Source organism: Streptomyces sp. NPDC030799 (assembly GCF_055572255.1).
Genome location: NZ_JBVIDS010000007.1, coordinates 313134 through 326504, shown reverse-complemented (window position 1 = coordinate 326504; position 13371 = coordinate 313134). Strand labels below are relative to the sequence as shown.

General features: G+C 70.6%; 8 protein-coding genes. 4 read left to right on the top strand and 4 right to left on the bottom strand.

Going from position 1 to position 13371, the window contains the following annotated elements; translation table 11 throughout:
- Window positions 1–3 precede the first annotated feature (3 nt).
- The 4 genes from nuoL (at window position 4) to recQ (ending at window position 7503) form a co-directional block, all read left to right on the top strand.
- Window positions 4–1950 carry an NADH-quinone oxidoreductase subunit L gene (nuoL, locus tag ACZ41I_RS20080; RefSeq protein ID WP_468514699.1) on the top strand — a complete coding sequence of 649 codons (1947 nt, stop codon included), beginning with the start codon at window positions 4–6 and terminating at the stop codon, window positions 1948–1950.
- Window positions 1951–1955: 5 nt separating this feature from the next.
- The gene (locus ACZ41I_RS20075) at window positions 1956–3527 is read left to right on the top strand and encodes an NADH-quinone oxidoreductase subunit M (RefSeq protein WP_468514698.1); all 1572 of its coding nucleotides are present in this window, start codon (window positions 1956–1958) and stop codon (window positions 3525–3527) included.
- On the top strand, window positions 3524–5173 hold the full coding sequence (gene nuoN / locus ACZ41I_RS20070) for an NADH-quinone oxidoreductase subunit NuoN (protein WP_363214209.1): 1650 nt from the start codon (window positions 3524–3526) through the stop codon (window positions 5171–5173). Before ACZ41I_RS20075 ends, nuoN begins: the two co-directional genes overlap by 4 nt.
- A 347-nt stretch (window positions 5174–5520) precedes the next feature.
- Window positions 5521–7503, top strand: coding sequence for a DNA helicase RecQ (recQ, locus tag ACZ41I_RS20065; protein ID WP_468514697.1), 1983 nt, complete (start codon window positions 5521–5523; stop codon window positions 7501–7503).
- 60 nt (window positions 7504–7563) lie between these two features.
- Here the strand turns inward: recQ and ACZ41I_RS20060 are convergent, their stop codons facing one another.
- Genes ACZ41I_RS20060 through ACZ41I_RS20045 form a run of 4 tightly spaced genes read right to left on the bottom strand, consistent with a single transcriptional unit; the run spans window position 7564 to window position 13367 of the window.
- A complete protein-coding gene (locus ACZ41I_RS20060; protein ID WP_468514696.1) occupies window positions 7564–10329 on the bottom strand; it encodes a fumarate reductase/succinate dehydrogenase flavoprotein subunit in 2766 nt (921 codons plus the stop codon).
- 11 nt (window positions 10330–10340) lie between these two features.
- Window positions 10341–11129, bottom strand: a complete 789-nt coding sequence (locus tag ACZ41I_RS20055) for an ABC transporter ATP-binding protein (RefSeq protein ID WP_468514695.1) — start codon at window positions 11127–11129, stop codon at window positions 10341–10343.
- On the bottom strand, window positions 11113–12027 hold the full coding sequence (locus ACZ41I_RS20050; protein ID WP_363214205.1) for an ABC transporter permease: 915 nt from the start codon (window positions 12025–12027) through the stop codon (window positions 11113–11115). The genes ACZ41I_RS20055 and ACZ41I_RS20050 overlap by 17 nt, the downstream gene beginning before the upstream one ends.
- Window positions 12024–13367, bottom strand: coding sequence for an ABC transporter substrate-binding protein (locus ACZ41I_RS20045; protein ID WP_468514694.1), 1344 nt, complete (start codon window positions 13365–13367; stop codon window positions 12024–12026). Before ACZ41I_RS20045 ends, ACZ41I_RS20050 begins: the two co-directional genes overlap by 4 nt.
- Window positions 13368–13371 lie beyond the last annotated feature (4 nt).

Genomic DNA, 13371 nt, shown 5'->3' with positions numbered 1-13371 from the left:
ATCGTGGAGAACCTGATCGCGCTGCTCATCGCGGCGCCCCTGCTCGGAGCGGCCGTCCTCCTGGTCGGCGGCCGGCGGCTCGACGCCGTCGGCCACTGGATCGGCACGCTGCTCTCGTTCGTCTCCTTCGCCTTCGGTGTCGTCCTCTTCGCCGACCTGCTGGGCAAGGGGGCCGAACACCGCACGCTGACGCAGCACCTGTTCAGCTGGGTCCCGGTGGCCGGCTTCCAGGCGGACGTCACCTTCCGCCTGGACCAGCTGTCGATGACGTTCGTGCTGCTGATCACCGGCGTCGGCTCGCTGATCCACCTGTACTCGGTCGGGTACATGGAGCACGACGAGCGGCGCCGCCGCTTCTTCGGCTACCTGAACCTGTTCCTCGCGGCGATGCTGCTGCTCGTCCTCGCCGACAACTACCTGCTGCTGTACGTCGGCTGGGAGGGCGTCGGTCTCGCCTCGTATCTGCTGATCGGCTTCTGGCAGCACAAGCCCAGCGCCGCGACGGCCGCGAAAAAGGCCTTCCTGGTCAACCGCGTCGGCGACATGGGCCTGTCGATCGCGATCATGCTGATGTTCACCACCTTCGGCAGCTTCGCCTTCGGCCCGGTCCTCAGCCACGCGACCGAGGCCTCCGAGGGCAAGCTCACCGCGATCGGCCTCATGCTGCTCCTCGCCGCCTGCGGCAAGTCCGCCCAGGTGCCGCTGCAGTCCTGGCTCGGTGACGCCATGGAGGGCCCGACCCCGGTCTCCGCCCTGATCCACGCGGCGACGATGGTGACGGCGGGCGTGTACCTCATCGTCCGCTCCGGCGCCGTCTTCAACGCGGCGCCCGACGCTCAGCTCGCGGTCACCGTGGTCGGTGCGGTCACGCTCCTGTTCGGTGCGATCGTCGGTTGCGCGAAGGACGACATCAAGAAGGCACTGGCCGGCTCGACCATGTCGCAGATCGGCTACATGGTCCTCGCCGCGGGCCTCGGCCCCATCGGCTACGTCTTCGCGATCATGCACCTGGTGACGCACGGCTTCTTCAAGGCCGGGCTGTTCCTCGGCGCCGGCTCCGTCATGCACGGCATGAACGACGAGGTCGACATGCGCAAGTACGGCGGCCTGCGCAGGTACATGCCGGTCACCTTCGTCACCTTCGGCCTCGGCTACCTCGCCATCATCGGGTTCCCGGGCCTGTCCGGGTTCTTCTCCAAGGACAAGATCATCGAGGCGGCCTTCGCCAAGGGCGGCACCGAGGGCTGGATCCTCGGCGGTGCGGCCCTGCTGGGCGCGGCCATCACCGCTTTCTACATGACGCGTGTGATGCTGATGACCTTCTTCGGAGAGGAGCGTTGGAAGAACCAACCCACTCGCTCCCCGGAGGCACCGAGCGCCGAGCCCGTCGCCGAGCACCGCGGCGAGCACGCCGAGCCCCACCCGCACGAGTCCCCGAAGGTCATGACGATCCCGATGATCGTGCTGGCCGTCGGCTCCGTCCTGGGCGGTGGCTTCTTCAGCATCGGCGACCGCTTCCTGCACTGGCTCGAGCCGGTCACCGGACACAGCGAGGGCAACTCCCCGGTCGGCACCTGGACGGTCACCGGCGCGACCATGCTCTGCCTCGTCATCGGCGTCGGCATCGCCTGGGCCCAGTACGGCCGCAAGCCCGTCCCCGTCGTCGCCCCGCGCGGCTCCCTGCTCACCCGCGCGGCCCGCCGCGACCTGCTGCAGGACGACTTCAACCACGTCGTCCTGGTACGCGGCGGCGAACACCTCACACGCTCCCTGGTGTACGTCGATCACACCCTGGTCGACGGCGTCGTCAACGGCACGGCAGCCGGCTTCGGCGGCCTGTCCGGACGGCTCCGCCGGATCCAGAACGGCTTCGCCCGCTCCTACGCGGTCTCGATGTTCGGCGGTGCGGCACTTCTGGTCGCCGCGACCCTGCTGATGAGGGCGGTCTGATACCGATGTCCTTTCCTCTGCTGACAGCGACGGCGGCGCTCCCGGCCGTCGGGGCCGTCGCCACGGCCGCCGTACCGGCCGCGGGACGCACCGCCGCCAAGTGGCTGGCGCTGCTCGTCTCGCTCGCCACGCTGGCCCTGGCGATCACCGTCCTGGTCCGCTTCGACCCGGACGGCGCCCGCTACCAGCTCACCGAATCGCACGCCTGGATCAAGGACTTCGGGGTGCGGTACGAGCTGGGTGTCGACGGCATCGCGGTGGCGCTGGTCGCGCTGACCGCCCTGCTGATCCCGTTCATCATCCTCGCCGGCTGGAACGACGCCGACCCGCTGGAGACCGGCAGCCGCCGCTGGCGGCCCACCCAGGGTTTCTTCGCGCTGATCCTGGCCGTCGAGGCGATGGTGCTCATCTCCTTCGAGGCCACCGACGTCTTCGTCTTCTACATCTTCTTCGAAGCCATGCTCATCCCGATGTACTTCCTCATCGGCGGCTTCGGAGACCGCGCCCACGCACAGGGCGAGGCGGCGGCGTCGACACAGCGGTCGTACGCGGCGGTGAAATTCCTGCTCTACAACCTGGTCGGCGGTCTGATCATGCTGGCCGCGGTGATCGGCGTCTACGTAGTGGCCGGGAACTTCAGCCTCCAGGAGATCGCGCAGGCCCGCGCCAACGGTTCACTGCACATGGCGACGAGCACCGAACGCTGGCTGTTCCTGGGCTTCTTCTTCGCCTTCGCGGTGAAGGCGCCGCTGTGGCCGCTGCACACCTGGCTGCCCAACGCCATGCAGGAGGCCACCGCTCCGGTCGCCGTCCTCATCACCGCGGTCGTCGACAAGGTCGGCACCTTCGCGATGCTCCGCTTCTGCCTCCAGCTGTTCCCCCAGGCCAGCAAGTGGGCGACGCCCGTGATCCTCGTACTGGCCCTGATCAGCATCGTCTACGGCGCGCTGCTCGCCGTCGGCCAGCGGGACATCAAGCGCCTGGTGGCCTACGCGTCGATCTCGCACTTCGGCTTCATCATCATGGGCATCTTCGCGATGACCAGCCAGGGTCAGTCCGGCGCGACGCTCTACATGGTCAACCACGGCATCTCGACGGCCGCGCTGATGCTGGTGGCCGGCTTCCTGATCTCCCGGCGCGGGTCGCGGCTCATCGCCGACTACGGAGGTGTGCAGAAGGTGGCCCCGGTGCTCGCCGGCACCTTCCTGATCGGCGGCCTCGCCACGCTGTCCCTGCCCGGCCTCGCCCCGTTCGTGAGCGAGTTCCTGGTCCTGGTCGGCACCTTCACCCGCTACCCGGTGATCGGCATCATCGCCACCTTCGGCATCGTCCTCGCCGCGCTCTACACCCTCGTCCTGTACCAGCGGACGATGACGGGCCCGGTGAAACCCGAGGTATCGGCGATGCCCGACCTGCGCGCGCGTGAACTCGTGGTCGTCGCCCCGCTGATCATCCTGCTGATCTTCCTGGGCGTCTATCCGAAGCCCGTCACGGACATCGTCAATCCGGCGGTCAAGCAGACCATGTCAGACGTACACAAGAAGGACCCCAAGCCCGAGGTGGAGGCGGCCAAGTGAGCACAGCAGCCGTCCACAGCCTGTGGACAACCGCGGCCGATCCGATCTCGAAGATCCCGGCACCGAAGATCGAATACGGACAATTGTCGCCGACACTGATCGTCGTCGGCGCGGCGCTGGTCGGAGTGCTCATCGAGGCGCTCCTCCCGCGCAGGTCCCGCTACTACGCGCAGGTGTTCGTGTCCGTCGTCGCCCTGTGCGCCGCGTTCGCCGCGGTGGTCGGGCTGGCGGCCGACGGCTACGGCACGACCAAAGCCCACATCGCCGCGATGGGTGCCATCGCGGTCGACGGCCCGTCCCTGTTCCTGCAGGGCACGATCCTGCTGGCCGGCCTGGTCGGCCTGTTCACCTTCGCCGAGCGGCGCCTGGACCCGGCCGCGCACGGCAACCGCGTCGACTCCTTCGCCGCCCAGGCCGCCTCCGTACCGGGCAGCGACAGCGAGAAAGCCGCAGTGAAGGCCGGCTTCACCACCACCGAGGTCTTCCCGCTGCTGCTCTTCGCCATCGCCGGCATGCTGGTGTTCCCCTCGGCCAACGACCTGCTGACGCTGTTCGTGGCCCTGGAGGTCTTCTCCCTGCCGCTGTACCTGCTGTGCGCGCTGGCCCGCCGCAAGCGGCTGATGTCACAGGAAGCCGCAGTCAAGTACTTCCTGCTCGGTGCGTTCGCCTCCGCGTTCACGCTGTTCGGCATCGCCCTGCTCTACGGCTACGCCGGCTCCGTGTCGTACGCGGGCATCGCCCAGGTCGTCGACGGCACGGTCAGCAACGTCGACCCGGCACTCGCCAACACCATGGGCAACGACGTGCTGCTGCTGCTCGGCAGCGCCCTGATCGTGATGGGCCTGCTGTTCAAGGTGGGCGCGGTGCCGTTCCACATGTGGACGCCGGACGTCTACCAGGGCGCGCCGACGCCCGTGACCGGCTTCATGGCGGCGGCGACGAAGGTGGCCGCATTCGGAGCGCTGCTGCGCCTCCTGTACGTCGTTCTGCCGGGCATGCGCTGGGACTGGCGGCCGGTCATGTGGGCGGTGGCGATCGTCACCATGCTCGGCGGTGCGATCGTCGCGATCACGCAGACCGACATCAAGCGGCTGCTGGCGTACTCGTCCATCGCGCACGCCGGATTCATCCTCGCGGGTGTCATCGCCACCTCGAAGGACGGCGTCTCGTCGGTCCTCTTCTACCTGGCCGGCTACTCCTTCGTGACGATCGGCGCCTTCGCGGTGGTCACGCTGGTGCGTGACGCGGGCGGCGAAGCGACCCACCTGTCCAAGTGGGCCGGGCTCGGCCGCAGGTCGCCGCTGGTGGCGGCCGTGTTCGCGGTGTTCCTGCTGGCCTTCGCGGGTATCCCGCTGACCTCCGGCTTCGCGGGGAAGTTCGCCGTGTTCAAGGCGGCGGCGGACGGTGGTGCAGCACCGCTGGTCGTGATCGGTGTGATCTCCTCGGCGATCGCAGCGTTCTTCTACATCCGCGTGATCGTGCTGATGTTCTTCAGCGAACCAAAGCCGGAAGGCCCGACCGTGGCCGTGCCGTCCCCGCTGACCATGGCGGCGATCGCCGTGGGCGTCGCGGTCACGCTGGTACTCGGTGTGGCCCCGCAGTACTTCCTGGACCTGGCGAGCCAGGCAGGGGTGTTCGTGCGCTGAGTCCCTGCACCGGGCCCCGGTTCCCCAGGGAACCGGGGCCTTCGCACGCCGTCACCCCGGTGCTCCGGGGACGGGTTGCCCGCCCGTTCGACGGGGTCCGGATCGGCGGCACCGGCGGTCTGTGCGGCGGGCCTCCGCTTGTCCCGCCCGAGCAGCACGTCCCCACTGTGACCGCCGGGCCGTCCCGGACGCCCGATGAAAGGACCGGGCTGCTCCGTGCGAGGACGTGCACGGTGCCTGCTGATCTCCCCGGGCCTGTGGATAACTCCGAGGCTGTCGGTCCGGACCCCTATGGTGGAGGCAGCGGTCGAGAGACGACACACGGGGGACCGGCGGGGGACAGGACGATGGGCGTGACGGGCGGGATCAGCGAGATGCCACAGGTGACCGAGGGGCTGGGCGCGGCCGACAGCGAGGCGCTGGCCACGCTGCACCGGGTCTTCGGATACGAGGCCTTCCGGGGCGAGCAGAAAGCGATCATCGAACATGTGGTGGCGGGCGGCGACGCCGTCGTCCTCATGCCCACCGGCGGCGGCAAGTCGCTGTGCTACCAGATCCCGGCCCTGGTCAGACCCGGCACGGGCATCGTGATCTCCCCGCTGATCGCGCTCATGCAGGACCAGGTGGACGCCCTGCGCGCCCTCGGCGTGCGGGCCGGCTTCATCAACTCCACGCAGGACTTCGACGAGCGGCGCATGGTCGAGGCCGAGTTCCTGGCCGGCGAGCTGGACCTGCTGTACCTGGCACCCGAGCGGCTGCGTCTGGACGCCACGCGGGATCTCCTCTCACGCGGCAAGATCTCCGTCTTCGCGATCGACGAGGCGCACTGCGTCTCCCAGTGGGGCCACGACTTCCGCCCCGACTACCTCACCCTGTCCCTCCTCGGCGAGCGCTGGCCGGACGTCCCGCGGATCGCCCTCACCGCCACGGCCACCCGCGCCACTCACGAGGAGATCACCCAGCGGCTGAACCTGCCGACGGCCCGCCACTTCGTCGCCAGCTTCGACCGGCCCAACATCCAGTACCGGATCGTGCCCAAGGCCGACCCCAGGAAGCAGCTGCTCGCCTTCCTGCGGCAGGAGCACGCGGGCGACGCCGGCATCGTGTACTGCCTGTCGCGCAACTCGGTGGAGCGGACAGCGGAGTTCCTGACCGCCAACGGCATCGAGGCCGTGCCGTATCACGCGGGTCTGGAGGCGGGCACACGCGCCGCCCACCAGTCGCGGTTCCTGCGCGAGGACGGCCTGGTCGTGGTGGCGACCATCGCCTTCGGCATGGGCATCGACAAGCCGGACGTACGGTTCGTCGCCCACCTGGACCTGCCCAAGTCGATCGAGGGCTACTACCAGGAGACCGGCCGCGCCGGCCGCGACGGACTGCCGTCCACGGCCTGGATGGCGTACGGCCTGAACGACGTCATACAGCAGCGCAAGCTGATCCAGTCCGGCGAGGGCGACGAGGCGTTCCGCCGCCGGGCCGCCGCCCACCTCGACGCCATGCTCGCGCTGTGCGAGACGGCCCGGTGCCGCCGCGGTCAGCTGCTCGCCTACTTCGGCCAGGACCCCGACGCCGCGGGCTGCGGCAACTGCGACACCTGCCTCACCCCGCCCGAGACCTGGGACGGCACGATCGCCGCGCAGAAGGTGCTGTCGACGGTGGTCCGGCTGCAGCGGGAGCGCGGGCAGAAGTTCGGCGCCCTGCAGATCGTCGACATCCTGCTCGGCAAGCGCACCGGCAAAGTCATCCAGTTCGACCACGACCAGCTGTCCGTCTTCGGCATCGGCCAGGACCTCGCCGAGGCCGAGTGGCGTGGCGTCATCCGGCAGCTGCTGGCTCAGGGACTGCTCGCGGTCGAGGGGGAGTACGGCACTCTGGTGCTCACCGAGGCGAGCGGCTCGGTGCTGCGGCGTGAGCGGGAGGTGCCGCTGCGCAAGGAACCGAAGAAGCCGGCCGCCTCCCGGTCGCGATCCGCAGGTGCCTCCGGAGGCGACCGCAAGGACAGGACAGCCGCGGCGGAACTGCCCGACGAACTGCTGCCCGCCTTCGAGGCGCTGCGTGCCTGGCGCGCCGAACAGGCCCGCGAGCAGGGCGTGCCGGCGTACGTCATCTTCCACGACGCGACTCTGCGGGAGATCGTCAGCCGGCGGCCCGGGTCGGTGCGCGAGCTGGGCACGGTGAGCGGTGTCGGCGAGAAGAAGCTGGCGACGTACGGGGAGGGCGTGCTGGCCGTGCTGGCCTCCCTGGACGGGTCGGCCCCGGCCGCCGGCGACGCACAGGACGCCGACTGGCCGGAGCCGGACGAGGAGCCGGAGCCGGACGCCTGGATCTAGCGCATCACCGGTCGGCGCCGGTACAGGAGCCGCGGGGCGGAGAGTCGCTGGGTACGGGAGTCACAGCCCCCGCGCCGCGTAGGCCCTGACGTCCGCGTCCGAGTCGCTGGTGGCCGTGGCGAGGGCAGCTCGTGCCTCCGCCGTGGCCTGGTGCCGGGTCAGGGCCAGCACGGCCGCCTTGCGCACATCGGCGTTCGGGTCGCCCAGAGCCTTGGCCAGGGCGGGGACGGCGGTCTCGGCGGACGCGACCGACAGCGCGGTGGCGGCGCCGGAGCGGACCTGCCAGGCCGGGTCCGACAGGGCGGCCACGGCTCGGGTGGCGAGCGGGGCCGGGCAGCCGGTGCCGGCCAGCGCGGCGAACGCGGCACCGCGCACCAGAGGATCGATGTCCCCGGTGAGCCGGTCCAGGGCGGCGGTGAGCAACTCCCGGTCGGCAGCGGTGAGGGACGCCGGGCCGACGGCGGCCAGGGCCTTGGCCACGGTGACCCGGACCTCCCGGGAGGGATCGTCCGCGGCACCCGCCAGCGGTCGTACCGCGTCGACGGAGACGAGCGCCCGTACGGCCTCGGTGCGTACGGCGATGTCGGGGTCGGCCAGCGCCGCCGCGAACACCCCGGCGTCGCCGAGTCGCAGAGCGCGCAGCACATCGAGGGCGGCGGCACGGACGACGGGGTCGGCTGCGGCGAGGGCGCCGGTGAGGGCGGAGCCCAGAGCCGGTTCGGGCGGCAGGGTCTCGACCAGCTCGCGCAGTGAGGCCGCGGCGGTCGCGCGGACCTCGGCGTCGGAGTCGGCTAGGGCACCGGCCAGGGCCTGCCCGGTGCCGGGGGGCACGGTCTCGGTGAGGACCGAGACGGCCGTACGCCGGACGGCGGGGTCATTGTCCGCCAAGTACGGCTCGACGAGGTCGAGTTCCGGCTCCGCCTCGGCCAGCTCCAGCAGCTGCAGGAGCCGGGGCGAGGCGGTGCCCGGCGTGCCGGGCCGGTCGGCGGAGGCGGTGGCACGCGCGGACGTCGGTCCAGCGGCGACCGGCGCCACCTCGCGCGGCCCGGCCGTGGCCACCTGCTCGGCATGGACCTCGCCCAACCGCCGGGAGGGACCGCCGGCTGGCGAGAACTCCTCGACGGGAACGAGATAAGGAGCCACGGGACGGGCCGTGAACTCCATTGCACCAGAGGGGGACTTGTGCAGATCGAGATGGTGGAACCAGGAGACGTCGTCACGGCCGGGGTGGTCGAGACGGTCGTGGTACAGGCCCCAGCGGGACTCCGTGCGGGCGAGCGAGGCGCGGGCGGCCATCTCGGCGCAGTCACGGATGAAGGTGACCTCCGCGCAGCGCATCAGCTCGTGCGGGGTGCGGGCGCCCATGGCGGAGATGTCGGCGCGCATCCGCTCGAAGGCCTCGAGAGCGAGGGAGAGACGCGCACCGGACTTCGGCGGGGCCACGTAATCGTTCACGAATCGGCGCAGCTTGTACTCGACCTGGGTCTGCGGCGGGCCGTCCGGGTTGCGCAGCGGGCGGTAGATCAGCTCGTGTGCCTCACGGACCTGGTCCGCGGGAAGCTCGCCCTGGTAGGCGGTGTACTGGGCGGCGTCCGCGCCTGCGAGGTCGCCGAAGACGAAGGCGCCGATCATGTAGTTGTGCGGGACGCAGGCGAGGTCGCCGGCGGCGTACAGGCGGGGGACGGTCGTACGCGCGTGGTCGTCGACGCGGACGCCGGAGGCGGAGTGGCCGCCGCACAGGCCGATCTCGGAGATGTGCATCTCGACGTCGTGGGTGCGGTAGTCGTGCCCGCGGCCGGCGTGGAAAGTGCCGCGGGTGGGCCGCTCGGTGGAGTGCAGGATCGACTCCAGCGCGGAGACAGACTCCTCGGGGAGATGGCTGAGTTTGAGGTAGACCGGGCCGCGGTCGCTGGCGACCTCGGCGGCGAACTCGGCCATCATCTGCCCCGACCAGTAGTCGGAGTCGACGAAGCGCTCGCCGTGCCGGTTGACCTGGTAGCCGCCGAAGGGGTTGGCGACGTAGGCGCAGGCCGGGCCGTTGTAGTCCTTGATCAGCGGGTTGATCTGGAAGCACTCGATACCGGTCAGCTCGGCGCCCGCGTGGTAGGCCATGGCGTACCCGTCACCGGCGTTGGTGGGGTTCTCGTAGGTGCCGTACAGGTAACCGGAGGCGGGCAGACCGAGCCGGCCGCAGGCGCCGGTGGCGAGGATGACCGCACCCGCGCGAACGGTGACGAAGGCGCCGGTACGGGTGTGGAAGCCGACGGCGCCCACGGCCCGCCCCTCGGCGGTGAGGATCCGGACCGGCATCACCCGGTTCTCGATCCGGATCCGCTCCCGCATCTCGCGCCGCCGCAGCTGCCGGTAGAGGACCTTTTTGACGTCCTTGCCCTCTGGCATCGGCAGTACGTACGAGCCGGAGCGATGCACCTGGCGCACCGCGTACTCACCGTGCTCGTCCTTCTCGAACTTGACGCCGTACGACTCCAGCCGCTGGACCATCGCGAAGCCGCGGGTGGCAGTCTGGCGGACGGTGGACTGGTCGACGATGCCGTCATTGGCGCGGGTGATCTCGGCGACGTAGTCGTCGGGCTCGGCGCGACCGGGGATGACGGCGTTGTTGACGCCGTCCATGCCCATGGCGAGCGCGCCGGAGTGGCGGACGTGGGCCTTCTCCAGCAGCAGCACGTTCGCACCGCGCTCGGCGGCGGTCAGGGCGGCCATGGTGCCGGCGGTGCCGCCGCCGATCACGAGGACGTCGCAGGCCAGCTCCTCGGCGTCGGCGACGGCGGGAATCTCCAGGGAAGTGGACGCGGGGGTGGTCACCGGGGTGCCTTTCACGAGCCGAGCGAGGTGAGGATGTCGCGGCGCAGGGCCACACGGGCCGGGTCGTCGACGGCCCCACGGTCACGCGGCCCGGGTACGTCGCGTACGGCGGCCACCCGGCCGGAGCCGAGCAGGGCCACACGGTCGCCGAGGAAGAGGGCCTCGTCCACGTCGTGCGTGACGAAGACGACGGTCGCGCCCGTGCCGCGCAGCACCTCCACCAGCAGGTCCTGCATGCCGGAGCGGGTCTGCGCGTCGAGGGCTCCGAAAGGCTCGTCCATCAGGACGGCGCGGGGGCTGTCGGCCAGCGCGCGGGCCAACTGGGCGCGCTGGCGCTGCCCGCCGGAGACCCGGTGCGGCAACTGCCCGGCCTGCGCACTGAGTCCGACACGGGCGAGCCAGGACTCGGCCCGGGAACGGCGTGCGGAGCGCGGTACACCGCTGATGGCGAGCGGCAGTTCGACATTCCCGCGCAAGGTGCGCCAGGGCAGCAGCGCGTCCTCCTGGAAGACCAGCGCACGGTCGGCCGAGGGCCCCGCCAGCGGGACGCCGTCCACCTCGGCGGCGCCGCCCAGGGGAGGCAGCAGCCCGGCGAGGGTGCGCAGCAGCGTGGACTTGCCGCAGCCGGAAGGGCCCACGACGGTCAGGATCTCGCCGGGAGAGACGTCCAGGTCGACGTCGTGCAGCACCGGCGCGTCCGGGCGGCCGAGCACGGCGGAACGGAAGGTGAGCCGGGTGCCGCGCACGGCCTTCGAGGACGGCGCGACGGGCGCGGTGACGGTCTCAGACGAGGTGCTCATCACGGGCCTCCTCGGTATCCTTCTGGCCCTCCTGCTCGCGCTGGGCCTGGTGCTCGGGATCGCCGTCGGCGCGCACGGGGGCGGCGACGGGCCGGGGCACGCGGGTGCGGCCACCGGGGACGTACGAGGTGCGGGGCAGCCAGCGGGTCAGACGCCGGCCGAGGAGTTCCACGGCCGTGGAGGTGACCCAGCCGAGGACACCGATCGTGACCATGCCGACGAAGACCCCCGGATAGTTCACCACCGTGTAGTCCTGCCAGGTGCGGTAGCCGACGCCGTACTGGCCGGAGATCATCTCGGCGGAGATCACGCAGATCCACGACACGCCGATGCCGACCGAGAGCCCGCCGAAAATGCCGGGCAGTGCGCCCGGCAGTACCACCGAACCGAGGATCCGCAGCCGGCTGCCGCCCATGGTGCGCACCGCCTCCTCCCAGACGGGGGTGAGCGCGCGGACCGCGTGCCGGGTGGAGACCAGCACCGGGAAGAAGGCTGCGGTGCAGGTGATGAAGACGATGCCCTGCTCATTGGAGGGGAAGAGGAGGATCGCGACGGGGACGAGGGCGATCGCCGGTATCGGGCGGATCACCTCCAGGACCGGACCGAGCAGATCCTCGGCGAGGTGCGAGCGGGCCACGAGCACGCCCGTTGCCACGCCCAGGACGGCCGCCAGCGCGAAGCCGGTGAGGATCCGGGTGAGGCTGTCGGTGAGGTCGGTCCAGTAGTCGCCGCCGGAAAGCCGGCCGGCGAAGGCGCGGGCCACGTCGGTGACCGTCGGGAACTGCGAGAACCGCAGCCACAGGGTCACGTCGAGGCTGGTCAGCAACTGCCACAGGCCGAGGAAAGCAGCCAGGGAGGCCGTCCGCAGCGCATACCTGGCCAAGGGCCGCCGGGTCATGAGGCCCGCTCCAGTGCGTCGCGGTACGACACCGTACGGGCGCCGCCGTGAGCGGTGACATAGTCCTGTGCGGTCGCCCCGGTGACGAACGGCAGCAACTGGTCGCCATCGGCCACCCACACCGCCTTGTCGGCGAACCAGAGGGTGCCGGTGGTGGCGTCGGGTACGTAGGAGGCGCGGATGCCGGCCTGGTGACCGGCCACGTAGGCCAGCAGCTCCTTCGGGGACTTGAAGGAGACGGCCTTCTCGCTGCCCTTGGGCCACACCTCGCTCGCGGCCGGCGGGGGTGCGGCGGCCAGGCGCTTGGCGTAGGTGGAGCCGAGGGCCTTCTTGACGTACTGGTCGTCGACGAAGGAGTCCACGTCGATGTCACCGGTCAGTTTGGCGGCCTTCAGCACGGACACGTCCTGCTTGAGCGCGGAAACGAGCTGCGGCTTGACGGCCGGGTCGAAGGTGGCGATGCCGTGGGCACCGTTGTAGAGATAGACCACTTCGGCGGGCAGGCTGGTGGCCTCGGCGACCTTCTCGGAAGCGGCGACGGGGTGGGCGTTGAGGTAGTCCGTCGCCTCCGCCTGGGCCTTGAGGAAGGCTTCCAGGACAGCCGGACGCTGCTGGGCGAAGTCCTTGCGGGCGGTGACGCCGTGGAAAGTGGGCAGGTTCAGCTGGGCGCCGTCGTACAGGGCCTTGGCCCGGCCCTGGTAGGCGAGCAGGCCCGGCCAGGCGACGAACTGCGACAGGGCGTCCACGCTGCCGGAGGAGAGCGCAGAGGCGCCGACGGCAGGCTGTTGGTTGAGTTTGGAGATCCCCTTGTCCGGGTCGATGCCGGCGCGTTGCAGGGCCCGTACGAGAGTGCCGTCCGCGGCGGAACCGACGCTGGTGGAGACCTTCTTGCCCTTCAGGTCCTTCAGAGAGGCGAGTGTCGAGCCGGGCGCGGTGACCACGGTGTTGAGGCCGCCGCGCAGGTTGTAGCCGGTCACCGAGACCAGGTGGGTGGGCCGGCCGAGTTGTTTGCCGCGGGCCGCGTTGAGCAGCAGCGGGAAGTCGCCCATCGAGCCGATGTCGATCTTGCCGGCGGTCATCTGGGCGGTGATCGGGGCGCCGGTGGCGTAGTCCTGCCAGTCGACCTTGTAGGTGTGGCCGTCGTGCAGGGAGTTGAGCTGCTTCTCGAAGTAGCCGAGGGAGCGCAGCAGCGTGCCCGCGGTGACGGTGTTGATGGTCTTGGACTGGTAGCCGACCGTCACGGTGACCGTGGAGCCGCTGCCCGCTTCGGCGCTGCCGCCGCAGGCGGACAGGGGCAGGAGGAGTGCGGCGGCGGATACGGCGACTGTGGTTCGTTTCATGGTG

What these genes read in the sequence shown, in the direction of transcription:
- recQ (WP_468514697.1), top strand. Translation starts at nt 5,521, where the DNA reads ATGGGCGTGACGGGCGGGATCAGCGAGATGCCACAGGTGACCGAGGGG.
- ACZ41I_RS20055 (WP_468514695.1), bottom strand. Translation starts at nt 11,129, where the DNA reads ATGAGCACCTCGTCTGAGACCGTCACCGCGCCCGTCGCGCCGTCCTCG.
- ACZ41I_RS20050 (WP_363214205.1), bottom strand. Translation starts at nt 12,027, where the DNA reads ATGACCCGGCGGCCCTTGGCCAGGTATGCGCTGCGGACGGCCTCCCTG.
- ACZ41I_RS20075 (WP_468514698.1), top strand. Translation starts at nt 1,956, where the DNA reads ATGTCCTTTCCTCTGCTGACAGCGACGGCGGCGCTCCCGGCCGTCGGG.
- ACZ41I_RS20045 (WP_468514694.1), bottom strand. Translation starts at nt 13,367, where the DNA reads ATGAAACGAACCACAGTCGCCGTATCCGCCGCCGCACTCCTCCTGCCC.